Annotated in this window: 17 protein-coding genes; 9 read left to right on the top strand and 8 right to left on the bottom strand. The window is 54.2% G+C overall.

The window, feature by feature from the left end; all coding sequences use genetic code 11:
- Positions 1–123 precede the first annotated feature (123 nt).
- A complete protein-coding gene (pyrD, locus tag OGW13_RS01025) occupies positions 124–1,134 on the bottom strand; it encodes a quinone-dependent dihydroorotate dehydrogenase (protein WP_043001168.1) in 1,011 nt (336 codons plus the stop codon).
- 243 nt (positions 1,135–1,377) lie between these two features.
- Between pyrD and ssuE the strand changes: the two genes are divergently transcribed.
- From ssuE to ssuB, 5 genes are read left to right on the top strand one after another with little or no spacing between them, the layout of a single operon-like run.
- Positions 1,378–1,953, top strand: a complete 576-nt coding sequence (gene ssuE / locus OGW13_RS01020; protein WP_043001169.1) for an NADPH-dependent FMN reductase — start codon at positions 1,378–1,380, stop codon at positions 1,951–1,953.
- Positions 1,946–2,920 carry a sulfonate ABC transporter substrate-binding protein gene (locus OGW13_RS01015; RefSeq protein ID WP_043001170.1) on the top strand — a complete coding sequence of 325 codons (975 nt, stop codon included), beginning with the start codon at positions 1,946–1,948 and terminating at the stop codon, positions 2,918–2,920. The genes ssuE and OGW13_RS01015 overlap by 8 nt, the downstream gene beginning before the upstream one ends.
- Positions 2,917–4,062, top strand: coding sequence for an FMNH2-dependent alkanesulfonate monooxygenase (gene ssuD / locus OGW13_RS01010; protein ID WP_061070313.1), 1,146 nt, complete (start codon positions 2,917–2,919; stop codon positions 4,060–4,062). The genes OGW13_RS01015 and ssuD overlap by 4 nt, the downstream gene beginning before the upstream one ends.
- Before the next feature lie 11 nt (positions 4,063–4,073).
- Positions 4,074–4,865: an aliphatic sulfonate ABC transporter permease SsuC gene (ssuC, locus tag OGW13_RS01005; RefSeq protein WP_058587871.1), complete on the top strand. Its 792-nt coding sequence runs from the start codon at positions 4,074–4,076 to the stop codon at positions 4,863–4,865.
- Complete coding sequence (gene ssuB / locus OGW13_RS01000) at positions 4,862–5,629, top strand: aliphatic sulfonates ABC transporter ATP-binding protein (protein ID WP_061070314.1); 768 nt, start codon at positions 4,862–4,864, stop codon at positions 5,627–5,629. The genes ssuC and ssuB overlap by 4 nt, the downstream gene beginning before the upstream one ends.
- A 105-nt stretch (positions 5,630–5,734) precedes the next feature.
- Here ssuB and pepN read toward each other — a convergent pair whose 3' ends face one another.
- Positions 5,735–8,347, bottom strand: coding sequence for an aminopeptidase N (pepN, locus tag OGW13_RS00995; protein ID WP_287115473.1), 2,613 nt, complete (start codon positions 8,345–8,347; stop codon positions 5,735–5,737).
- 266 nt (positions 8,348–8,613) lie between these two features.
- On the opposite strand from pepN, the gene pncB reads away from it, so the two are divergent.
- The 4 genes from pncB to aspC all read left to right on the top strand — a co-directional run bounded on the left by pncB (position 8,614) and on the right by aspC (position 14,473).
- A complete protein-coding gene (gene pncB / locus OGW13_RS00990; protein WP_142764980.1) occupies positions 8,614–9,816 on the top strand; it encodes a nicotinate phosphoribosyltransferase in 1,203 nt (400 codons plus the stop codon).
- 162 nt (positions 9,817–9,978) lie between these two features.
- The gene (asnS, locus tag OGW13_RS00985) at positions 9,979–11,388 is read left to right on the top strand and encodes an asparagine--tRNA ligase (RefSeq protein WP_287115472.1); all 1,410 of its coding nucleotides are present in this window, start codon (positions 9,979–9,981) and stop codon (positions 11,386–11,388) included.
- 601 nt (positions 11,389–11,989) lie between these two features.
- A complete protein-coding gene (ompF, locus tag OGW13_RS00980) occupies positions 11,990–13,099 on the top strand; it encodes a porin OmpF (protein WP_044256321.1) in 1,110 nt (369 codons plus the stop codon).
- Between the two features lie 183 nt (positions 13,100–13,282).
- Positions 13,283–14,473, top strand: a complete 1,191-nt coding sequence (gene aspC / locus OGW13_RS00975; RefSeq protein WP_156595366.1) for an aspartate transaminase — start codon at positions 13,283–13,285, stop codon at positions 14,471–14,473.
- A 49-nt stretch (positions 14,474–14,522) separates the two neighbouring features.
- Here the strand turns inward: aspC and OGW13_RS00970 are convergent, their stop codons facing one another.
- The 6 genes from OGW13_RS00970 to mukF all read right to left on the bottom strand — a co-directional run bounded on the left by OGW13_RS00970 (position 14,523) and on the right by mukF (position 24,405).
- Positions 14,523–15,170: an MBL fold metallo-hydrolase gene (locus OGW13_RS00970; protein WP_287115470.1), complete on the bottom strand. Its 648-nt coding sequence runs from the start codon at positions 15,168–15,170 to the stop codon at positions 14,523–14,525.
- A gap of 19 nt (positions 15,171–15,189) precedes the next feature.
- Complete coding sequence (mepK, locus tag OGW13_RS00965; RefSeq protein ID WP_043001180.1) at positions 15,190–15,738, bottom strand: peptidoglycan L,D-endopeptidase MepK; 549 nt, start codon at positions 15,736–15,738, stop codon at positions 15,190–15,192.
- 176 nt (positions 15,739–15,914) lie between these two features.
- On the bottom strand, positions 15,915–17,765 hold the full coding sequence (gene ldtD / locus OGW13_RS00960; protein ID WP_287115469.1) for a L,D-transpeptidase: 1,851 nt from the start codon (positions 17,763–17,765) through the stop codon (positions 15,915–15,917).
- 172 nt (positions 17,766–17,937) lie between these two features.
- Entirely contained in the window at positions 17,938–22,398 is a 4,461-nt protein-coding gene (gene mukB, locus OGW13_RS00955) for a chromosome partition protein MukB (protein ID WP_222167930.1), read from the bottom strand.
- The gene (mukE, locus tag OGW13_RS00950) at positions 22,398–23,102 is read right to left on the bottom strand and encodes a chromosome partition protein MukE (RefSeq protein ID WP_043001183.1); all 705 of its coding nucleotides are present in this window, start codon (positions 23,100–23,102) and stop codon (positions 22,398–22,400) included. Before mukE ends, mukB begins: the two co-directional genes overlap by 1 nt.
- Complete coding sequence (mukF, locus tag OGW13_RS00945) at positions 23,083–24,405, bottom strand: chromosome partition protein MukF (protein WP_042320184.1); 1,323 nt, start codon at positions 24,403–24,405, stop codon at positions 23,083–23,085. Before mukF ends, mukE begins: the two co-directional genes overlap by 20 nt.

Genomic DNA, 24,405 nt, shown 5'->3' with positions numbered 1-24,405 from the left:
GTTTATTACCTTAATAAGCAAAGCTTAAAATGTTTAAATAAGCAACAGTGAAAGAATATAAAACAACCAGGGGAGGAAATAAACCCCTGGTTGTCTGATATTCTGATAAAGAGAGAGAAAAAATCAAATATGGGTAACGATTTCTTTAATCAGTGGCGGACCTTTAAAAATAAAACCAGAATAAATCTGAACCAGCGACGCCCCGGCAGCCATCTTCTCGCGCGCGGCAATCACTGAGTCGATACCGCCAACGCCAATAACAGGCAACTGACCTTTTAATTCCTGAGACAGACGGCGGATAATTTCTGTACTTTTTAATTGCAGCGGACGACCACTTAAGCCACCCATTTGATCGCAATTTTTCATTCCCTGAACCAAAGAACGATCGAGTGTTGTATTGGTGGCAATAACACCATCAATATTATGGCGTACTAAACTATCGGCAACCTGGATCAGTTCTTCCTCAGAAAGATCCGGCGCGATCTTTACAGCGATCGGAACATATTTCTGGTGGATCTTTTGCAGATCGTTTTGTTTATTTTTAATCGCCGTAAGCAAATCATCCAGCGCGTCGCCATATTGTAATGAACGTAATCCCGGCGTATTTGGCGAGGAGATATTAATGGCAATATAACCGGCATAGGCATAGATTTTTTCCATACAAATCAGATAGTCATCTTTACCCTGCTCAACCGGCGTATCTTTATTTTTGCCGATATTAATTCCGAGCACCCCGTCATAATGGGCCTTTTTAACGTTCTCGACCAGGTTATCAACGCCGTGGTTATTAAAGCCCATACGGTTGATCAAACCTTCGGCATCGACCAGGCGGAACAGTCTTGGCTTATCATTGCCGGGCTGTGGACGCGGGGTCACGGTGCCGATCTCGATCGAGCCAAATCCCATCGCGCCCAGGGCATCAATACACTCCCCGTCCTTGTCCAGACCAGCAGCCAGACCAAGCGGATTTTTAAAGGTTAATCCCATACAGGTGACCGGTTTCGCCGGGACCTTCTGGCGGATCAACGCTTCTAGCGGCGTTCCCGTCACACGACGTAATTGCTGAAAAGTTAATTCATGAGCGCGCTCTGGATCGAGCTGGAAAAGGGCTTTACGAACGAAGGGGTAGTACATGAACTCTCCTGGATTCCCGGTGTGCAAACCGGGGGCGTATTATGGGTGATATCGAACAAAAAGGGAATTGACCTGCGGCAATAAAAAGCAAACGTTTTCCCTGGCAGCTTCTTTTTATGCAATTTTCAGCTTTTCAATTCCGCATAAATCATTTCGATTCCCGATTCCCCTCTGTCAGACTGCAAAAATTGTTATCAATGTTAAATCAAAGCGAACAATTGGTTATAAGGGGAGAATGCAATTATGCGCGTCATCACTTTGGCGGGAAGCCCACGCTTTCCCTCTCGATCCAGTGCTTTACTGGAATATGCCCGGGAAAAATTGAACGGTCAGGACGTTGAGGTGTACCACTGGAATCTGCACAACTTCGAGCCTGAAGATCTGCTGTATGCCCGTTTCGACAGCCCGGCATTGAAAACACTGGTCGCACAACTGAAAGAGGCGGACGGCCTGATCGTTGCCACGCCGGTTTATAAAGCCGCCTATTCCGGGGCGCTAAAAACGCTGCTCGATCTGCTCCCCGAACGGGCGCTGGAAGGTAAAGTCGTCCTGCCTCTGGCGACAGGCGGCACCGTTGCACATCTGCTTGCCGTCGATTACGCGCTGAAACCGGTGCTCAGCGCCCTGAAGGCGCAGGAGATTTTACACGGCGTCTTTGCCGATGACTCCCAGGTGATCGACTATCAGCATAAGCCTCATTTCACGCCAAATTTGCAGCTGCGTCTTGATAAAGCGCTGGAAACGTTCTGGCACGCCCTGCACCGCCGCGACGTTAAGGTTCCTGCTTTTGATACTGTGCGAGGTGCGGCCCATGCGTAATCTTCTCAAAGCTCGTACGGCATGGCTGGCATTCGCCGGACTGCTGGCCTTTTGCGGACTGACACAGGCGGCGGAGCCCTCACCTGATGCCCTGCGTATAGGCTATCAGAAAGGCAGCATCAGTATGGTCCTGGCGAAAAGCCACCAGCTGCTGGAAACGCGTTATCCCGGAACCAAAATATCCTGGATTGAATTTCCCGCCGGACCGCAAATGCTGGAAGCCCTGAACGTCGGCAGTATTGATCTGGGCAGCACCGGCGATATTCCGCCCATTTTCGCCCAGGCCGCTGGCGCAGATTTAGTGTACGTCGGCGTAGAACCGGCGAAACCGAAAGCCGAAGTGATTCTGGTGCCGGAAAACAGCCCCATCAAAACGGTGGCGGAACTGAAAGGCCATAAAGTGGCGTTCCAGAAAGGATCCAGCTCGCACAACCTGCTGCTGCGCGCCCTGCAACAGGCCGGGCTGAAATTTACCGATATCCAGCCGACGTATCTTACCCCTGCCGATGCCCGAGCGGCGTTCCAGCAGGGTAACGTTGATGCATGGGCCATCTGGGATCCTTACTATTCCGCTGCATTATTGCAGGGCGGTGTGCGCGTACTGAAAGACGGCAGCGATCTGAAACAAACGGGATCGTTCTATCTCGCCGCGCGACCGTACGCTGAGAAGAACGGCGCGTTCATTCAGGGCGTGCTGGATACCTTCAGTCAGGCAGATGCGTTAACCCTCAGCCAGCGGCAGGAAAGCATTGCCCTGCTGGCGAAAACAATGGGACTGCCAGAGCCCGTGATTGCGTCATATCTCGATCATCGCCCGCCGACCCGCATTTCACCGGTCAGTGACGCTGTAGCCGCGTTGCAACAACAAACCGCAGATCTGTTTTACGACAACCGCCTGGTACCGAAAAAAATCGATATCCGCCAGCGCATCTGGCACCCCACTCAACAGGAAGGAAAATCATTATGAGTCTGAATATGTTCTGGTTTTTACCGACGCACGGTGACGGTCACTATCTGGGGACGGAGGAAGGCTCGCGTCCGGTGGATCATGGCTATTTACAGCAGATTGCGCAGGCGGCGGATCGTCTGGGATTCACCGGTGTGTTGATCCCCACCGGGCGATCCTGTGAAGACGCGTGGCTGGTCGCGGCATCAATGATCCCGGTAACTCAGCGACTCAAATTCCTGGTCGCATTGCGCCCGAGCGTCACTTCACCGACAGTCGCCGCACGGCAGGCCGCTACGCTTGACCGCCTCTCCAACGGTCGCGCGCTGTTTAACCTGGTCACCGGCAGCGATCCACAGGAACTGGCGGGCGACGGTGTGTTTCTCGATCACAGTGAACGTTACGAGGCCTCTTCGGAGTTCACCCAGGTCTGGCGTCGTTTATTGCAGGGTGAAACCGTCGACTTCAACGGTAAGCACATTCACGTTCGCGGAGCGAAACTGTTCTTCCCGCCCATCCAGCAACCCTATCCCCCACTTTACTTCGGCGGCTCTTCCGATGTCGCCCAGGATCTGGCCGCTAAACAGGTCGATCTTTACCTCACCTGGGGCGAACCGCCTGAGCTGGTGAAAGAGAAGATAGCCCAGGTACGAGCCAAAGCGGCGGCGCGTGGGCGTAACATTCGTTTTGGCATTCGCCTGCACGTCATTGTCCGTGAAACCAACGAAGAAGCATGGCGAGCCGCGGACCGGCTGATCGCTCACCTTGATGACGACACGATCGCGAAGGCGCAAGCGGCGTTTGCCCGGACGGATTCTGTCGGTCAGCACCGAATGGCGGCGCTGCATAACGGCAAGCGCGACCAACTGGAGATCAGCCCGAATTTGTGGGCCGGTGTGGGTCTGGTGCGCGGTGGCGCCGGGACCGCGCTGGTCGGCGACGGACCGACGGTGGCGGCGCGCATCAACGAGTATGCCGCGCTGGGCATCGACAGCTTTGTCCTTTCCGGCTACCCACATCTGGAAGAGGCGTACCGGGTCGGCGAACTGTTGTTCCCGCATCTGGACGTCGCGATCCCGGAAGTCCCACAACCGCAACGCCAGCATCAGCAGGGTGAAGCGGTGGCGAATGAATTTATCCCGCGTAAGGTTGCGCAAAGCTGAGGAGAACCATGATGGCAACGCCAACGAAAAAGTGGTTGTTACGCGTTGCCCCCTGGTTTTTACCGGTGGGCATCGTCGCCGTCTGGCAACTGGCCTCCTCCATGGGCTGGCTCTCCGGGCGTATTTTACCCTCACCGGAAGGGGTGATCATCGCCTTCTGGACGCTCTCCGCCAGCGGCGAACTCTGGCAGCATCTGGCCATCAGTTCCTGGCGTGCGCTGATCGGCTTTTCGATCGGCGGTTCGATTGGCCTGACGCTGGGGCTGATCAGCGGCTTATCGCGCTGGGGAGAACGCCTGCTGGATACCTCCATTCAGATGCTGCGCAACGTTCCACATCTGGCTCTCATCCCGTTAGTGATTTTGTGGTTTGGCATTGATGAAACCGCGAAGATTTTTCTGGTCGCGCTGGGGACGCTCTTTCCTGTCTATATCAATACCTGGCACGGGATCCGCAACATCGATCGCGGCCTGGTGGAGATGGCGCGTAGCTACGGATTATCCGGCTTTTCGCTGTTTATCCATGTGATCCTGCCCGGCGCCCTGCCCTCGATCATGGTCGGCGTGCGCTTTGCGCTGGGGCTGATGTGGCTGACGCTGATCGTCGCGGAGACCATTTCAGCCAATTCAGGAATCGGTTATCTGGCGATGAACGCTCGCGAATTCCTGCAAACGGATATCGTGGTTGTCGCCATTATTCTCTACGCCCTGCTCGGTAAACTGGCCGACGTCAGCGCTCAACTGCTGGAACGCGTCTGGTTGCGCTGGAACCCGGCTTATCATGTGAAGGAGGCCACCGTATGAATACCGCCCGTCTGAACCAGGGTACACCGCTCCTGCTGAATGCGGTAACGAAAAAGTACGCGGGTAACATCGTACTGAATCAGCTTGATCTCCATATCCCGGCGGGACAGTTTGTTGCCGTCGTCGGGCGTAGCGGTGGGGGAAAAAGCACTCTGCTACGCCTGCTGGCGGGGCTGGAATCGCCGAACGCCGGTGAACTGCTGGCAGGGACCACGCCGCTTCGCGATAGTCAGGACGACACCCGCATGATGTTTCAGGATGCCCGACTTTTGCCGTGGAAATCGGTGATCGACAACGTGGGACTGGGTCTGAAGGGCCACTGGCGGGACGCTGCGCGTCAGGCGCTGGCGGCGGTTGGGCTGGAAGAGCGGGCGAGCGAATGGCCAGCAGCGCTTTCCGGCGGACAAAAGCAGCGAGTTGCCCTTGCGCGGGCGCTAATCCACCGGCCGGGCCTGCTGTTGCTTGACGAACCGCTTGGCGCGCTGGATGCGTTAACACGTCTGGAGATGCAAGATCTCATTGTTTCGCTGTGGCAGGAGCATGGTTTTACCGTGCTACTGGTGACACATGACGTCAGCGAAGCCGTGGCGATGGCCGATCGGGTGTTGCTGATTGAGGATGGCAAGATTGGACTGGATTTGACGGTCGACATTGCACGCCCCCGCCGCCTGGGATCGGTGCGTTTAGCGGAGCTGGAGGCCAACGTATTGAGTCGGGTGATGCAGCGTGGGGTAACGGAACAGCCGATCCGTCGGCATGGATAAGTATTCAGGACGTTGTAGGCCCGGTAAGCATGAGCGCCACCGGGCATTTTGCCGGATAGCGGGGTTACCGCCTTATCCGGCCTACAAAAACGACAGGTCAACGTCTCAGGCTAACGCTTTGGTTACCTTCTCGTACAGATCGCCGGAAAGATTCTCCAGCCCTTTCAATTGTTCCAGCGCGGCACGCATTTTTTGCTGACGCTTCACATCGTAACGTTTCAGACGGATCAAAGGTTCGATCAGACGTGACGCCACCTGCGGGTTACGGCTGTTAAGCTCGGTCAACATCTCAACCAGGAACTGATATCCGCTGCCATCTTCCGCATGGAACGCCGCCGGGTTACTGCCGGCAAACGCACCAATCAGCGAACGAATACGGTTCGGGTTGCTCAGGCTGAACGAACGATGTTTCAACAGACCGCGTACCGTATCCAGCACGTTATCCGCCGGGCTGGTGGCCTGCAGGATAAACCATTTGTCCATCACCAGACCGTCCTGATGCCAATTGTCGTCATACTCCTGCATCAGCGCATCACGGCACGGCAGTTGCGCCGCTACGGCCGCAGACAGCGCCGCCAGCGCATCGGTCATGTTGTTAGCTTCACGATACTGCTTACTTACCAGCGTATCCGCCAGCGTCGTTTCACCAAAGGCCAGGAAGCGCAGGCAGGCGTTACGCAGCGTACGTTTACCGATGTCCGCATGCTCAACACGGTACTCCTCCAGCCGGTTGGCGTTGTAGATCGCCAGGAACTCATCCGCCAGTTCGGTCGCCAGCGTACGCGTTAACGCTTCGCGAACTTCAGCGATCGCCAGCGGATCGATGATATCAAACAGCTCAGCAATTTCGTTTGCCGAAGGTAACGTCAGGATCTCCGCCGCCAGCGCCGGATCGATCTTCTCATCCAGCAGCACCGCGCGGAACGCATCCGCCACATGCACCGGCAGAGACAGCGGCTGGCCCTGCTGATGGCGGTTTACGTTGAGCTTGATGTAGGTCGCCAGCAGGCTTTGCGCCGCATCCCAGCGGGAGAAGTCGTTACGCGCGTGACGCATCAGGAACGTCAGTTGCTGATCGCTCCACTTGTATTCTAGTTTCACCGGGGCTGAAAACTCGCACAACAGCGCCGGTACCGGCTGAAAGTAAACGTTATCAAAGACAAACGTCTGCTCCGCCTGGGTGAAATTCAGTACCGAATTCACCGGGTGACCGCCTTTTTGCAGCGGGATCACTTTACCTTCGTTGTCATACAGTTCGATGGCAAACGGAATATGCAGCGGCAGTTTTTCCGCCTGATCCGGCGTTGGCGGCGTGCGCTGGCTGAGAGTCAGCGTGTATTGTTCGGTTTCCGGGTTGTAGTCATCTTTAACGGTGACAATTGGCGTGCCGGACTGGCTGTACCAGCGGCGGAAATGGGAAAGATCAACGTTGGACGCATCTTCCATGGCCTGAACGAAGTCATCGCAGGTCGCCGCGCTGCCGTCGTGACGTTCAAAGTACAGTTGCATCCCTTTCTGGAAATTTGCCTCACCCAGCAGGGTGTGGATCATGCGAATCACTTCTGCGCCCTTTTCATACACGGTCAGGGTGTAGAAGTTGTTCATTTCAATGACCATGTCCGGGCGGATCGGATGCGCCATCGGACTGGCATCTTCAGCAAACTGCAGGCCGCGCATGGTGCGCACGTTGCTAATCCGGTTAACGGCACGGGAACCGAGATCCGAACTGAACTCCTGATCGCGGAAAACGGTCAAGCCCTCTTTCAGGCTCAACTGGAACCAGTCGCGGCAGGTAACGCGGTTACCGGTCCAGTTGTGGAAATATTCATGGCCGATCACGCGCTCAATATCGAGATAGTCTTTGTCGGTGGCGGTATCGGTACGCGCTAGCACATATTTGGAGTTAAAGATATTAAGCCCTTTATTCTCCATCGCGCCCATATTAAAGAAGTCGACAGCGACGATCATATAGATGTCGAGATCGTACTCCAGGCCGAAGCGCTCTTCGTCCCACTTCATTGAGTTCTGTAACGAGGTCATCGCCCACGGCGCACGGTCGAGATTGCCGCGATCCACGTACAGCTCCAGCGCGACTTCGCGCCCGGAACGGGTCGTAAAGGTGTCGCGCAGCACGTCGAAATCACCGGCAACCAGCGCAAACAGATAGCACGGCTTCGGGAACGGATCCTGCCACTGAACCCAGTGACGACCGTTTTCCAGTTCCCCCTCGCCGGTGCGGTTACCGTTGGAGAGCAGGAACGGATATTGACTCTTATCGGCAATAATTTTGGTGGTAAAACGCGCCAGCACGTCAGGGCGGTCGAGATACCAGGTAATATGGCGGAAGCCTTCCGCTTCGCACTGAGTGCAGAGTGCATCGCCCGATTGATACAGGCCTTCCAGCGCGGTATTCCGGGCCGGGCTGATTTCATTCACAATACGCAGCGTAAAACGCTCGGGCAGATTGCTGATCACCAGCGCACCCGCTTCTTCTTTATAAGCGGTCCACGGTTCATCGTTGACGTGGAGAGAGACCAGCGTCAGATCTTCTCCATCCAGTTTCAGCGGGGCATCCGATGCGCCATGACGAACAGCCTGGCTCACTGCCGTGACCACGGTTTTTTCAGCATCCAGGTCAAAGGTCAAGTCAATATCAGTAATCTGGTAATCCGGCGCACGGTAGTCGTGGCGGTATTTGGCTTGTGGCTGTTGTGTCATAAAAAAACCTTTAGCATCTTTTGAAGAGTCTCGACTCCAGTCTATTCCTGTTGCGGAAATCGCGCTACGCAGAATGTTTATCTTTTCAGGCACAAACACTCTTTTCGCTACATTTTTATAACACGAGGCACGAAATGCACTCGACCCTAACGTCAGCTTATGGTGTGATCGGGGTTCAATAAATCGCTAAACAAGGTATACTCCAGCGGTTTTCTTAGTTGTTTATTGTACTAAACGCTCCCGTGAGAGGATGCTACTGCGCACCTATGACACAATTCGCTTCTCCTGTTCTGCACTCGTTGCTGGATACAGATGCTTATAAGTTGCATATGCAGCAAGCCGTATTTCACCACTACTATGATGTGCAGGTAGCGGCTGAATTTCGTTGCCGAGGCGACGACCTGCTGGGTATTTATGCCGACACCATTCGCGAGCAGGTTAATGCTATGCAGCATCTGCGCCTGCAGGATGAAGAGTACCAGTGGCTCTCCGGCCTGCCCTTCTTCAAAGCGGATTACCTCAACTGGCTGCGCGATTTTCGCTATAACCCGCAACAGGTATCCATCAGCAACGACAACGGGAAGCTGAATATCCGCTTAACTGGCCCATGGCGTGAAGTCATCATGTGGGAAGTCCCACTGCTGGCGGTGATCAGTGAGCTGGTCCATCGGTATCGCTCACCAGAAGTGGGTGTCGCGCAGGCCCTCGATACGCTAGAGACGAAACTAGTCGATTTCTCTGCTTTAACGTCAAGTCTCGATATGTCCCGCTTCCACCTGATGGATTTCGGCACTCGTCGCCGTTTTTCCCGTGAAGTGCAACAGGCTATCGTTAAGCGTTTACAGCAGGAGTCGTGGTTTGTTGGCACCAGTAACTACGATCTGGCGCGTCGTTTGTCGCTAACCCCGATGGGCACACAGGCGCACGAGTGGTTCCAGGCGCATCAACAGATAAGCCCTGAACTGGCAACCAGTCAACGCGCCGCTCTCGCCGCATGGCTGAATGAATATCCGGATCAGCTAGGTATTGCGCTGACTGACTGCATCACAATGGATGCGTTCTTACGCGATTTTGGCAGCGAATTTGCCACCCGTTACCAGGGACTGCGCCATGACTCTGGCGATCCGGTTGAATGGGGTGAAAAAGCTATCGCTCACTATGAAAAGTTAGGTATCGACCCGCACAGCAAAACGCTGGTCTTTTCCGACAATCTGGATCTGAATAAAGCCGTCGATCTTTACCGGCATTTCTCATCCCGCGTGAAGTTGAGTTTTGGTATTGGCACGCGTCTGACGTGCGATATTCCGCAAGTTAAGCCGCTTAACATCGTGATCAAACTGGTGGAGTGCAACGGTAAACCGGTTGCCAAACTGTCTGATAGTCCGGGCAAAACCATTTGCCACGACAAAGCTTTTGTTCGCGCATTGCGCAAAGCGTTTGATTTACCGCATATCAAAAAAGCCAGTTAATCCTGCCAGGGAGCCGCTTCGGCTCCCTTTTAGCATTTATTTCTGAATTCTTTTCTTTTCCTGTTAATTCTACTTGTCTGATTGCAGATGCCAGGTAACATAGGAAATCCCCATTCCGGGGAACATGTGTTTATATATCGGACTATTAACAGAGAGAATATTATGAGCGTTGTGCCTGTAGCCGACGTACTCCAGGGCCGCGTAGCCGTTGACAGCGAAGTCACCGTGCGCGGATGGGTACGTACCCGCCGAGATTCAAAAGCTGGCATCTCCTTCCTCGCCGTTTATGACGGTTCCTGCTTTGATCCTGTACAGGCCGTCATTAATAATTCTCTGCCCAATTACAATGAAGAAGTGCTGCGTCTGACCACCGGCTGCTCCGTTATCGTCACCGGCAAGGTTGTGGCCTCTCCGGGACAAGGACAGAGTTTTGAGATCCAGGCCTCTGAGGTTGAAGTTAGCGGTTGGGTTGAAGATCCAGACACCTACCCGATGGCGGCGAAACGTCACAGCATCGAGTACCTGCGTGAAGTTGCGCACCTGCGTCCGCGTACCAACATGATTGGTGCCGTTGCACGTGTTCGCCACACGCTGGCCAAGGCGCTGCACCGTTTCTTTGATGAGCAGGGCTTCTTCTGGGTTTCCACTCCGCTGATCACCGCATCCGATACCGAAGGTGCTGGTGAGATGTTCCGCGTGTCGACGCTGGATCTGGAAAACCTGCCGCGTGACGATCAGGGCAAAGTGGATTTCGACAAAGACTTCTTTGGTAAAGAGTCCTTCCTGACCGTATCCGGCCAGTTGAACGGTGAAACTTACGCCTGTGCGCTGTCGAAAATCTATACCTTCGGCCCGACTTTCCGTGCGGAAAATTCCAACACCAGCCGTCACCTGGCCGAGTTCTGGATGCTGGAACCGGAAGTGGCGTTTGCCAACCTGAGCGATATCGCCGGCCTGGCGGAAGGCATGCTGAAATATGCCTTCAAAGCCGTACTGACCGAGCGTGCTGACGACATGAAGTTCTTTGCCGAGCGCGTAGATAAAGAGGCGATTAGCCGTCTGGAACGTTTCATTGAAGCGGATTTCGCCCAGGTAGATTACACCGATGCAATCGTTATTCTGGAAGAGTGCATTAAGAAAGGCAGAAAGTTTGAGAACCCGGTTTACTGGGGTGTCGATCTCTCCTCCGAGCACGAACGTTATCTGGCAGAAGAACACTTTAAGGCACCAGTGGTAGTGAAAAACTATCCGAAAGATATTAAAGCGTTCTATATGCGCCTGAACGAAGATGGAAAAACCGTTGCCGCGATGGACGTTCTGGCGCCGGGTATCGGTGAAATCATCGGTGGTTCTCAGCGTGAAGAGCGTCTGGATGTGCTGGATGCGCGCATGCTGGAAATGGGTCTCAATAAAGAAGATTACTGGTGGTATCGCGATCTGCGCCGCTACGGTACCGTGCCGCACTCCGGCTTCGGTCTCGGCTTTGAGCGCCTGATCGCCTACGTCACCGGCGTACAGAACGTTCGTGACGTGATTGCCTTCCCGCGTACACCGCGTAATGCGACGTTCTAAGATCGTTCACAAAAAGGCCAGCGTTGCTGGCCTTTTTTATTGCCTGAAATGTCAGTTTTTGTGAGTAATAAGTAAGCAATTCTAAGATCAACCCCGAAATCCTCCACTCCTGTTACTGGGTATTACGTTGTAATATTTCTGCACAAAAAATAAACCGTAGTTTTCTTGCGGATTAGTATTTACTCACCCATTAGCACATTTTTTAAACAATCCAACAGCATTCCAGACGTCCAGATAATGCCATAAGCAAAACTGGAAATGTCTATTTTCTGTACGTCGTTTTTCTTTTATTCAAATTAAAGATAAGAAAATCATATAAATAGATATAAGTGGTGTGTTCTGGCGCTGAAATCGTTTCGAAATTTGATATCGTTCACAAAGTTCCAAAAATGAAATAATTAGTTACACATTTTTTCTTTCTGAAACTAATTCTTTATCTTTGTAGCACTTTCACGGTAGCGAAACGTTAGTTTGAATGGAAAGATGCCTGTCAGACACATAAAGACACCAAACTCTCATCAATAGTTCCGTAAATTTTTATTGACGTAATTTATTGACGGCAGTGGCAGGTGTCATAAAAAAACCATGAGGGTAATAAATAATGATGAAGCGCAATATTCTGGCAGTGGTTATCCCTGCCCTGCTGGTAGCCGGTGCAGCTAACGCTGCAGAAATCTACAACAAAGACGGCAACAAACTGGACCTGTACGGTAAAGCGGTAGGTCTGCACTATTTTTCTGATAACAAAGGCAACGACGGCGACCAGACTTATGCTCGTCTTGGTTTCAAAGGGGAAACTCAGATCAATGACCAACTGACCGGTTACGGCCAGTGGGAATATAACTTCGCCGGTAACAACTCTGAAGGCGGTTCTGACGCACAGAACAACAACAAAACCCGTCTGGCGTTCGCCGGTCTGAAATTCGGTGATGCGGGCTCCTTCGACTATGGTCGTAACTACGGTATCGTTTACGATGCACTGGGTTACACCGATATGCTGCCAGAATTCGGCGGTGATACTGCATACAGCGATAACTTCTTCGTTGGCCGTGTTGGTGGCGTAGCAACTTACCGTAACGCTAACTTCTTCGGTCTGGTTGATGGCCTGAACTTCGGTGTTCAGTACCTGGGCAAAAACGAGCGCGCAAGCAGCTACGAAGTTGACGCTACCGATCCGACCAGCACCAACTTCAGCGATGTTCGTCGTTCTAATGGTGACGGCGTTGGCGGCTCCATCAGCTATGAGTTCGAAGGCTTCGCTGTTGTAGGTGCTTACGGTGCAGCTGACCGTACTAATGCACAGCAAGATCCGGCACTGCGTGGCAGTGGCGAAAAAGCTGAGCAGTGGGCGACCGGTCTGAAATATGACGCGAACAACATCTACCTGGCGACCAACTACGGTGAAACCCGTAACGCTACTCCGATCAGCGGTGGTTTCGCCAACAAAACTCAGGACTTCTTCGTGGTCGCTCAGTACCAGTTCGATTTCGGCCTGCGTCCGTCCATCTCCTACAACAAATCTAAAGCGAAAGACGTAGAAGGTGTAGGTAGCGAAGATCTGGTGAACTACATTGAAGTGGGTGCCACCTACTACTTCAACAAAAACATGTCCACCTATGTTGACTACCAGATCAACCAGATTGATTCTGACAACAAACTGGGCGTGAACTCTGACGACACCGTTGCTCTGGGTATCGTATACCAGTTCTAATAGCAGACCCCTTTGCTAAATGCCTAAAAAACAGGACTTCGGTCCTGTTTTTTTATGCCTGTCAGCAAAATCTTGCGACTTCAAAAAACCTTCAGGCTTTTCATCACTAACGGTTGGCATTTTGTAAATCTGCCGTTAACCTGATAACGGATTTCCCTTCTGTAACCACAATGGAACCTCGTCATGTTTGAGAACATTACTGCCGCCCCTGCCGACCCCATTCTGGGTCTGGCCGATCTGTTTCGTGCTGATGACCGTCCTTCGAAAATTAACCTTGGGATCGGTGTCTATAAAGATGAAACTGGCAAAACGCCAGTGCTGACCAGCGTTAAAAAAGCCGAGCAATACTTACTCGAAAATGAAACAACAAAAAACTACCTCGGCATTGACGGTATTCCGGAATTTGGCCGTTGCACGCAGGAGCTGCTGTTCGGCAAAGGTAGTCATCTTATCAATGACAAACGCGCACGCACGGCGCAAACGCCGGGCGGCACCGGCGCGCTACGCGTTGCTGCCGACTTCCTGGCAAAAAATACGGCAGTAAAACGCGTCTGGGTGAGCAACCCAAGCTGGCCGAACCATAAGAGCGTGTTTAACTCCGCCGGGCTGGAAGTACGCGAGTACGCTTATTACGACGCAGAAAACCATTCACTCGACTTCGATGCGCTGCTAAACAGCCTGAGCGAAGCACAGGCGGGCGATGTGGTGCTATTCCACGGTTGCTGCCATAACCCAACCGGTATCGATCCTACGCTTGAGCAGTGGCAAACCCTGGCACAGCTTTCCGTCGAGAAAGGCTGGTTGCCGCTATTTGACTTCGCGTATCAGGGCTTCGCTCGTGGTCTGGAAGAAGACGCGGAAGGACTGCGCGCGTTCGCCGCGCTGCACAAAGAGCTGATTGTCGCGAGCTCCTACTCCAAGAACTTTGGCCTGTACAACGAACGTGTGGGTGCCTGTACGTTGGTTGCGGCAGATGCGGAAACCGTTGACCGCGCCTTCAGCCAGATGAAATCCGCCATTCGTGCGAACTACTCTAACCCGCCAGCCCACGGCGCATCAGTGGTTGCCACAATCCTCAGCAACGATGCGCTGCGCGCAATCTGGGAACAGGAACTGACCGACATGCGCCAGCGCATTCAGCGTATGCGTCTGCTGTTTGTGAACACCCTGCAAGAGAAAGGGGCTGAACGCGATTTCAGCTTCATCATCAAACAAAACGGCATGTTCTCATTCAGCGGCCTGACCAAAGAGCAGGTTCTGCGTCTGCGTGAAGAGTTTGGCGTTTATGCGGTGGCTTCTGGTCGCGTCAACGTTGCCGGAATGACGCCGGATAACATGGCGCCGCTGTGCGAAGCCATTGTTGCCGTGCTGTAAGACGTGCGATAAAAGCAAAGCCCGCGATAAGCGGGCTTTTTAACAGGAATTACCAGACAGGCATTTCATCCTGCAGGAACGGATTGTGCAACCGTTCATAGCCCAGCGTCGACAGCGGGCCATGACCCGGAATAAACGTCACGTCATCGCCTAACGGCAACAGCTTACGTTTGATCGAGTCAATCAACTGGCTGTGATCGCCGCGCGGGAAATCACAGCGCCCGACTCCACCTTTAAAAATCACGTCGCCTGAGATAAGAAGTTGCGACTGCTCATCAAAGAAAACAACGTGTCCAGGCGTATGGCCCGGGCAATGCAACACCTGTAAAGTCACATTCCCTACGCTGACACGATCTCCTTCGTTAAGCCAACGGTCGGGCGTCAGTGGCTGACATTCGCCGAGGCCAAACATGCGACTCTGTGCAGGCAACCCCTGCAGCCAGAACTCATCTTCTTTTTCCGGACCGATAACCGGTACTCCGTAGTGTTGCGCCAGTTCCGCCGCGGCACCCACATGATCGAGGTGTCCGTGAGTGAGCAGGATTTGCGTCAACGTGATGCCGCTGGCATCCACTTCCTGTTTGATTTTTTCAGCATCGCCGCCGGGATCGACAAGCGCTGCCAGACGCGTTTGCTCACACCAGATCAAAGAACAGTTCTGGGAGAACGCGGTGACCGGAATAATACGATAGTTCATACTGCTCCTGTTTCGTTAATCACCAGTGCCGCGCCGGCCCGGTGTCAATATGCACAAAGTTACTGCGTGGGTAGTATCCTACACCACCTGCGCGCATAGATAACGCGGCTTTGCGAATATTACTTAACGAAATGCCTTCAATATGAAAATCCATGGCCTGGCCTTTGGTGTGATAGCTTTGTTTCGCAACCCCACGGCTGTGCGCACGCAATTCATTGTTGGTATCCAGTGAACGATAACCGGAAATCAGTTGAACGGGCTTACGTGTTCCCAACAGCCCTTGCAGGCGGAAAAGCTGATCGAAGAGTCTGGGATCGATGGACTTCACCTTATTCGCGCGATAGTCACGGAAAAAATGGTTAAGTTTGGCTAATTCATCCTGAATATAAGCTCTGCCATCAAAAAATTCCGCTTTAATTGACTCTCCGGTGTTGAGGTTGCTCAGAGTCAAAATACGCGGACGCGGGGTAGAGAGTGTGGCAAACGCAGGCACAGGCAAGATGGCAGCTCCGAGGGCAGCGCCACCTAACGCCAGCAGTTTGCGGCGATTAGCGTCAAATTTGTCCATGGTTTAAGGTCTACAGGTCAATGTTATCGTCTATATGCTTTAGCGCACGATAGGCACCTTAACTGGCATCAAAGCCGCCGTCAAGTTGGCCCAACCCCAGCAATGACGGGGCTTCTGGGCCGATGCCCCTGTCACTGCCAATTATTACGACAACAGATTAACCAGAACTTCTTCATTTACCTGATTAATTGTTCTGCTTTTGCCACAATTTGTGCGCTGGATCGCGCTGTCAGATCATAATTGTAAATATCTGTACGATACTGGGTACGCCCGTCCGCGCCAACAAACGCCGTCAGGTAATACAGATTGACCGGGATAGTCTGACGAATATTGACGTAGCGCGTGTCGCCCTGCTTCAGCGCATCGGAAATTCGCGTATCGTTCCAGCCCGCATCCTGTAACAGCATGTTTGCCAGTTCAGAAGCCTTGTTCACACGCACGCAACCGGAACTAAGCGCCCGGGAATCCTTCTGGAACAAATTATGGTTAGGCGTGTCGTGCAGATAAATTGCATCGGAACTTGGCATATTGAACTTGTAGCGGCCCAACGAGTTACGCGCTCCCGGCGCCTGCTGGAAACGGAACGGTAAATTTGACGGCGTGATGGTTGACCAGTCAACCTGCCACGGATCAATCGCTTCTCTGCTGTTCCAGCCCCGCATCACGGTATAGCCGTGACGTTCAAGGTAGCCAGGATCGTTCCACAGCTTGGGCAGAATATCCTTACGCGCCAGCGTCGGCGGGACGTTCCATGGCGGATTGACCACCACGTTATTCAGCGCGCTGCTCATCATCGGCGTTTTACGATCGGGACGACCGACAATCACCCTGGACGCCAGCACCTGATTACCATTCTGATAATAAACCAGCGAATACGCCGGAATATTCACCATAATACCCGTCGACAGTTCAGATGGAAGCAAACGCAGACGCTGGATATTGAGCGCCAGTACCCCTGCACGCTGCGCGGGGGTCACGTTCAGCCAGTCGCGGGTAGCCGGGCCAATAGCGCCATCTGCGCCCAACCCTTGCCACGTCTGGAAGCGTTTTACCGCTTCAACCAGCTCTTTATCATACGCAGCACGGACAGCCGGTGCTGGCTTACTGCGCGGCGCAGTCTGTTTTGCCGTGTCAGCGCTCGGGGTTTCAACGGCAACGGCTGACGGGCTGACCACCGCTTCTGACGGGGTCTCATCTCCCGGCAGCGCAATTTTCGGTCCGCCTTCCAGCATCCTGGTACGTTGCAGTATTTCCCGCAGCGCAGGCACGTCGTTGCTCCACTGACCCGGTCGTAGCGTTGCTTTGCCGGTCAGTTGCGGCCATGGACGTGAATCACCCACCAGCGCTAATAGCGACGCGTGCATTGACGCATACTGCGGGTGCTGAGGTGCCAGCCCGGCAATAAACGTCGGAAGTTGTCCATTATCCAGCGCAACCTGCCACTGATTGATGACCGACAGCGGTGGCGTCGCCAGTGCATACGGTTTACTGCTGTACAGCCAGCGGTTGCCTTTGACCGGAATATTGGCGATCAGATGGAGATACCCCATCATCGCATCAGACAACACCAGATCGCGCGCGATGCCGTTAACGGCAGGATCGGTCAGTAACGCCACCCAGGTGGTGAACTGAGGCTGGAAGCCCGCAATAGCGACCTCTGCCAGCTGTTGCTGGAACGCTTTGACGGCTTCGCGATTTTCCCACATGGGTTTCATATCTCGCGCCGCATAAAGCAGTTCAAGCTGATTCATATAGACAGGCGTATAGCCTGAAGGAAGTTGCGACTGAAGCTCAGCTCGCGCCTTTTCCGCCGCCCCCTCAGGGAGTGGCTGCAGACCCGCCATCACCGCCGTTGCGCCAGATTGCGCCTGCGGCTGAGCGAGACTCTGTTCACTGACAACGACAGGGCTGTCGCCAGGTATCACTTCAGGCTCATCAGCCTGAACACTGGACAGTGGAGCGAATACTACGGCCAAGCATAAACTTATTGCCGAGAACCGACGACCACCAATTTTATTAAGCAACATCCCTTGCCCTCTGGTTACATTACGACATGCTCACATCTACCGGAGCTTTCCTTCATTATAGAAAGGCTGATATGCGATTGCCTAACCTAATGTAAAGAAGTTTAAAGAAAATGCACCTGAAATCCATAGTTTAAGAAATGAAAAAGACGGCTTTTCAGCCGTCTTTAAGGTTTTAGCTGGCCTCTGACGGGGCATCAGCCTCGCCGGGGAGAGGATCCGGTAACTGCGGCGCAAACCCGCGCAGACCAACCACATGAACGTGTTCCGTATTCTGGAAGACTTTACGCACCAGCTTATAGGTAGTGCCCTTCTCCGGACTGATGTTTTCCGGCGCCGCGATGATGAGCTGCATCTGCAGACGCTCACACAGTTCGAACAGCGTCGCGATAGAACGCGCATCCAGACGGGCGGCTTCATCGAGGAACAGCAGACGGCACGGGGAGATATCTTTCCCGCGCAGACGGCGCGCTTCATCTTCCCAGCTTTGAACCACCATCACCAGGATCGACATCCCGGTCCCGATCGCTTCACCGGTCGACAGCGCACCGGACTCTGCACGCAGCCAGCCGTCAGAACCACGGTTAACTTCCACTTCCATTTCGAGATAGTTACGGTAATCCAGTAACTCCTCGCCAATGGTTTGCGGCGTACGCTGTCCCATGTCGATTTGCGGGTTCAGGCGTTGATAAAGCTTCGCCAGCGCTTCTGAGAAGGTCAGGCGGTTGCTGTTGAACAGATCCTGATGCTGCTCATGCTGTTCAGACAGCACTTCCAGCAGCGTGGCATGGGTTTCACGCACATTCACGTTCAGACGCACGCTGTGAACCTGACCGAACGACACGCTCTGCAACCCCTGGTTGAGCTGACGAATACGGTTCTGCTCACGCTGGATGGTCTTGCGAATAATGTTCGCCACGCTACGTGAGCTGATTGCCAGTTTCTGTTCACGGGAGGTCAGTTCTTCGGTCAGGCGGCCCAGCTCGATTTCCATCTGTTCGATGGCTTCCACTGGATCGTCGGTACGAATGATATCCTGACGGATACGCTCGCGCAGATGCTGATACACTGCGACAAAGAACTGGATCTTACGTTCCGGACGTTTCGGATCTTCCGACAGACGCAGGACATCTCGCAGATGTTCGTTATCAGCGACCGCCAGACGCAGCGCACCCAGCGCCTTATCCGACATCGAACGCAGTTCATCACCCGAGAGATAGGCAAGCTCACGGCGGTGCAGACGACGCTCGACGCCGCTGTCTTTCACCAGTCGCATCACGGCGCACCAGCCTGCTTTCGCGGTTACCACCTGCTCACGCATTTCGTGGTAATCGCGTTCCAGTTTGCGCAGTTTGCGGGTCAGGTTATCCATCTCCGCTTCACAGAAGGTAAGCGCTTTTTCGAGCTGGTTACGCCGCGCACGGTTGTTGCTGAGCTGCGAATGCAGTTCATCGCGACGAATGCGCGCACGCTCTTCCGCTCCGCTGTCGGCACGCACGCCAATATCCTGCAATTCACGCTGCAAATCGTTAAGCAGCTCTTTCTTGGTATCGTAAGAGCTTTTCAGCGAAGCCAGAACCTGATTGTACTGACTCAGTTGCGCCGCATGACCACGCAGGGCTTCACGGGCACGGGTACGTTCAGCTTCCGCATGTTCCAGGCGCTCACGCAATTTTTCGTTCAGATCGCTGTTGCCGCTGAGCATTTCCGCTGAGTCGGAATAGCCGAAGTGTGCACGACGCTGGACCACTTCGGTCAGCGCAAACGCCTGCTGACGCGCATCGCGCTGCGTCTGCAGGGAGTACGCGTAATCTTCTTTCAGTTGTTCAAACTGTTCCGGGTCGCTCTGCAACACCGACACCATCGGTTCCAGTTTCGCCAGTTGGTTGCCGTGCTGCTGTACAAAGCGCGCGGCTTCTTGCGCTTCATCCAGACGCTCGCGGATCTCTTCGACGCGATCCGCCAGACTGTCGTCAGCCAGCAAATTCAGACGCGGCAGCAGGCGGTTAAGCGCGGCAACGCCCTCTTTCGCCTGTTCGTACTGCAGACGCTGCTGCTGGTTGTCGTTTTCGTGGGCGGTCAACGCACGTTCCAGCTCAACGCGACGGCTGTTGAGCTGGCGAATTTCGGCTTCCGGATCGGATTCAAAAGCCACCGAAAGATGGCTGCCAATGAAACGGCTGAACGCCTGATGCAGACGCTGCGTTTTCTGAACGTCAAAAGAGAGCGTGGCAAAACGCTCGGATAATCCTTCACGCTCGGCATGCAGCGTTTCGATACGGTTTTCTCGCGCCGCACGGCCAAACAGCGGTACGGACGGGAAGCGCGAGTAGCGCCACTGGCGATCGGCAATCTTCACCACCACCGCTTTTTCCAGTTCGTCGACGCTGAAGACGCTGTCATCAAATGACTGCGGATCCCCTTCGATCAGATACAAATCTTCCGGGCAATCCGTCAACCCTTCCAGTTGTTCAGCGATCAGCGACAGATCCGGCACCACGATGGCGTGACGCGACGGACCATACAACGCGGAGAAGTACGGCGCATCTTCAAGACTGACGTCGTCATAGATTTCTGACAGCAGCACGCCGCCAAAGCGTTCCGCCAGCGCGTTCAGACGCTGATCTTCCGAGCCACCAGGCTGGCTTAAGCGTTCGATCTCTTCATCGACGGCATTCTTGCGCGCGCCGACTTCGTCGCGTTCCACAATCGCTTCACGCTCTCGTTCGAGCAATTGCTGCAGATATTCGGTCACTTCCTGGCTGGACGTAAACTCTTCACCGCACTGTTCACTCAACTGACTCAGGCTGTTTTGCGCCGCCAGCCAGACGGGGGCACGCTGCATGAGATGCTGAATGCGCGACTGTAGCTGTTCCTGCTCTTGACGCAGCGCCATACGCTGTTCATGCGCGCTGGAAACGTTGTCAGACAGCGAGGCGATACGCGCTTCCAGCTCCTGATGCAGGGCTTCCAGTTCGTCAATGTCGAAATTTTTCCCCTGACGTTTGCAGAATTCCGCCAACAGACGTTCGGCTTCCTGCTGCTCGCGCAGACGCTGTTCCAGTTCGCTCAGTCGCATACGCAGCGACTGCGCCTGTTCCGCCAGGTGACGCTGGTCAACGCCTTCGCGCAGCAGTTCGCGCGCCACGTCCCAGGCTTCATTACGCGCCAGCGGGCCATTGATCGCCACCACCAACTGATACGCCTGCTCGAACTGACTGTGCGCGGTTTGCGCCACGCTCATTTTCTGTTCCAGCGAGAGCATTTTTTCGGTGGCTTCCTGCTCTTTCGCCTGGAAGGTTTCCAGCCACTCGGCGGCGCTATCGGCCGTCAGATCCGGCAGATGGCATACCGCTCTGGCGCGTTCCAGCGCCGAGATCGCCTGGTTGTACTGGATGGCGCGGGTCTGTTGAACGTCCAGCGCCTGCTGGTAATCCGCCAGTTGGCTTTTCAGCTCATCCACTTCCAGCTCGGCAGCTTCGGCGCGCGCTTCGTTCTCTTCCTGACGATCGGCGGCTTCTGCGACCACTTCGTTTTGTTCTTCGAGACGGATCTGCAACTCGTCGAGATCCGCTTCATAACGTTCAATTTTTTCCTGCTGGCGCAGCGCGGTTTGCACCAGGTTCAGGTGATCGCTTGCCGCCTGATAATCGGCTTCGAGATCGCCTTCCGCACCGTTGTGCTCGCCCAACTCACGCGCCATGTCGACGTGTTTATACTGCTCGGCCGCCAGTTGTTTGCGCGACGTGTACAATTCGCGACGGAATTCCAGCGCTTTATCAAGGTGGATCCGGCGCTCATTGGCGTGACGCATATAGTCCGCCGCCACATAGTTGGTGGCTTCGCTAATCAGGTGTTTAAACAGATCGCGATCGGACTGGGTAACGCGAATGGCTTCCAGCGTCAGGCGGTTTTCCCGCAGCGCAGCTTCCATATCCTGGAACGCCTTACGCACCCCGCTGTTTTCCGGCAACAGGTAGTCGCGCAGAGACCGGGTGATCGCGCTGGAAATCCCACCGTACAGCGAGGCTTCAATCAGGCGATAGAATTTACTACGGTCAGACGCAGAGCGCAGACGACGGGCGATGAGGCCCAGATCAAACATCAGCGAATGGTAATCGGTGATCGAGTTGAACTGCTTAAACTGCACGCCTTCCATCGCGTCGAGCTTTTCTTTCAGCTCCGTTAACGGCAGGACGCGCGCCTGACGTTCGTTCAGCGTCTCCGTCACCAGTTGCGTAGGCTGCACAGACATCGGCAGTCCCTGAATGGCAAACGGTTTGATATCGACTTTACGGTCGCGTCCGGCAACCTGCTGCAAGCGCACACCCACCACCACGCGCTGATGGCGCGAGTTGATCGTATCGAGCATCGAATAACAGACACCCGCTTTCAGCTTCCCGTGCAGACCTTTGTCGCGTGAGCCGCTGGTCGCGCCTGCTTCCGTGGTGTTACGGAAGTGCAGCAGGGTTAAATCCGGGATCAGCGCCGTGACGAACGCCGCCATGGTAGTGGATTTCCCCGCGCCGTTCCCCCCGGAAAGCGTGGTAACCAGTTCATCCAGGTCAAAGGTACGGGCAAAGAAACCGTTCCAGTTAATCAGCGTTAGTGAGCGAAATTTACCGCGTTCAATCATTATTCTTCTTCTCCACTGTCCGGCTGATTCTCTTCGGTCTCATCATTGAGCTGCAGGTGGTTTTCGACCGGCATCGCTTCGCCATCGCGGATCAGGCGACGCTGCGCTTCGCGCGGGTCGTCACCCGTTCGTACATCCGCGCCAAAGCGGAACACCGATTCCGTAATGCGGAATTTGCTGCTGTCATGCCCCATAAACCACACCATGCCTAAACGGCGCAGGCGGTTTAATGACGAACGCATTTTTTCCTGTAACTTCTGGCGGTCAACGTCGGAGCCGGTTGAGCGGTTATTCACCAGCTTCAACAGTTTGGCTTCGTCAGCCAGCGTCAGCAGCTCGTCGTACAACTCCTGCTGAGTGAAAATCCCCTCGTTCGCCAGCCGCTCCGGACTGAGGTAGAGGTAGCAGAGAATTTTACCGACCATCATGTCCAGTTCAGACAACACGGAACGCGGGATAATGGTCGTTGAACGCGGACGCAGGTAGAAGAAACCTTCCGGCGCGCGGATCAGCTCCACGTTATAGCGGCTGTAAAACTCTTCCAGATAGTCCTGGAAGTCCATCAAAAAAGCATGATTATCCAGTTCATCCAGACCAATGTGGCGGCCTGAACGTAATGCGCTATCCAGCGCCGGAAATAACGGATTCGCCAGCGCCTGCGCCAGCTTAACCGGCATCACTTGTTCAATATTTGTCAATGACATGCGCCTGTACCTTGGCTCCGTAATCATTAATCGGCTGCCATTTGGCTGGCAGTCCGGTGAAGTCTGCTTGCGCTACGCCAAGACGTACCGCCTGATCGATAACAATGCGCGCGACGTCAAAGTGACGCGCACGCGGGTATTGCGCAAGATACTCGCGCACTACCAGACCGAGATCTAACGGCGTCTCTTTCGATTTATAGATAGCCAGTTGGCCTTCGATAATCGCCGCCAGCTGTTCGCGGATCTCGTTAAACTCTTCGTACTCTAAATCCGGCGGAAGTTCCCCGGTGACCTCTTCATCACGCAGCGCCATCTCTTCGTCACGCATATCCAGCAGACGATCGGCGTTGGCATAGGTCAGCGCCCACGGCTCGTCAAAATAGGTCTGTACCGACTGACGTAAGCGCTGGGCAAAGACGCGGTTTTTATCCATATCGATGGCGGTACGGATAAATTTGTGAACGTGGCGGTCATAGCCAATCCACAGATCGATCGACTGCTGACCCCAGCTGATAATACGATCGAGCTTGCTTTGCAGGTCAAACACCAGGCGATCAACAAAATGCAGATCGTCATGAGCCAGCGTCGCATCCTGGATACGCAGCAAATTGGCCTGCAATTTATCGCCTGCCGCTTCCAGCGTATCCTGCAACTCGCGCAGAGTGCCGGAGGTTTCTGACAGTAGCAGTTCACAGCTCGAAATCGCCGCGCGCCAGTCTTTATTCAACAGTTGCGCGATATCATCTTTCACCTGCTGCTGCTGTTCATCCATGATGCGCTGAGTCAGATCGATACTGTCGAAAATCTCAGCGACCGAATACTTGAGTGGCGCATAGACGTTGCGATGCCAGTGGAACTCATCGCCGCCCTCATCGGCGGCATCCGCCGCGCGCTTGAGCTCACCCGCCACGATCGACAACTGCATTGACAGACGCAGCGTGGAAAATTCACGTTGACGAATATAGTAATCGGTAATGCCAATGCCGAGCGGCGTCAAACGATAAATCGCGTTCCCTTCTGCCTGCTCACTGGTAAAGCGGTTCAGCAGACGTTGACGCACCATATCGTTGATCGCATTGTTCGCGCGCACGCCAATGGTTTCGCTGGTTTGCTCAAACGCATCACTTACATGGCGGAACGCATCCACCAGTTCGCCTTCACTCATCTCACCGTCCAGGCGCTCGCCATTCAGCGTGGCCACCGCCAGCAGAAACGAGAGTCGGTCTACCGGCAGCGAGATAGAGAAGTCATTTTTTCTGGCCCAGGCAACCAGTTCGGGGACTGTCTGGGAAAATTCACTCAT

It is taken from the genome of Citrobacter sp. Ca225, from assembly GCF_030337175.1.
In the GTDB taxonomy this organism is placed as follows: domain Bacteria; phylum Pseudomonadota; class Gammaproteobacteria; order Enterobacterales; family Enterobacteriaceae; genus Citrobacter_A; species Citrobacter_A amalonaticus.
Note: the sequence above shows the minus strand (reverse complement) of the source record. Positions and strands in the feature narration are given on the sequence as shown.

Bases quoted from the DNA above. Each gene is read 5' to 3' on its own strand.
- pyrD (WP_043001168.1), bottom strand. From the start codon at position 1,134: ATGTACTACCCCTTCGTTCGTAAAGCCCTTTTCCAGCTCGATCCAGAG.
- ssuE (WP_043001169.1), top strand. From the start codon at position 1,378: ATGCGCGTCATCACTTTGGCGGGAAGCCCACGCTTTCCCTCTCGATCC.
- OGW13_RS01015 (WP_043001170.1), top strand. From the start codon at position 1,946: ATGCGTAATCTTCTCAAAGCTCGTACGGCATGGCTGGCATTCGCCGGA.
- ssuD (WP_061070313.1), top strand. From the start codon at position 2,917: ATGAGTCTGAATATGTTCTGGTTTTTACCGACGCACGGTGACGGTCAC.
- ssuC (WP_058587871.1), top strand. From the start codon at position 4,074: ATGGCAACGCCAACGAAAAAGTGGTTGTTACGCGTTGCCCCCTGGTTT.
- ssuB (WP_061070314.1), top strand. From the start codon at position 4,862: ATGAATACCGCCCGTCTGAACCAGGGTACACCGCTCCTGCTGAATGCG.
- pepN (WP_287115473.1), bottom strand. From the start codon at position 8,347: ATGACACAACAGCCACAAGCCAAATACCGCCACGACTACCGTGCGCCG.
- pncB (WP_142764980.1), top strand. From the start codon at position 8,614: ATGACACAATTCGCTTCTCCTGTTCTGCACTCGTTGCTGGATACAGAT.
- asnS (WP_287115472.1), top strand. From the start codon at position 9,979: ATGAGCGTTGTGCCTGTAGCCGACGTACTCCAGGGCCGCGTAGCCGTT.
- ompF (WP_044256321.1), top strand. From the start codon at position 11,990: ATGATGAAGCGCAATATTCTGGCAGTGGTTATCCCTGCCCTGCTGGTA.
- aspC (WP_156595366.1), top strand. From the start codon at position 13,283: ATGTTTGAGAACATTACTGCCGCCCCTGCCGACCCCATTCTGGGTCTG.
- OGW13_RS00970 (WP_287115470.1), bottom strand. From the start codon at position 15,170: ATGAACTATCGTATTATTCCGGTCACCGCGTTCTCCCAGAACTGTTCT.
- mepK (WP_043001180.1), bottom strand. From the start codon at position 15,738: ATGGACAAATTTGACGCTAATCGCCGCAAACTGCTGGCGTTAGGTGGC.
- ldtD (WP_287115469.1), bottom strand. From the start codon at position 17,765: ATGTTGCTTAATAAAATTGGTGGTCGTCGGTTCTCGGCAATAAGTTTA.
- mukB (WP_222167930.1), bottom strand. From the start codon at position 22,398: ATGATTGAACGCGGTAAATTTCGCTCACTAACGCTGATTAACTGGAAC.
- mukE (WP_043001183.1), bottom strand. From the start codon at position 23,102: ATGTCATTGACAAATATTGAACAAGTGATGCCGGTTAAGCTGGCGCAG.
- mukF (WP_042320184.1), bottom strand. From the start codon at position 24,405: ATGAGTGAATTTTCCCAGACAGTCCCCGAACTGGTTGCCTGGGCCAGA.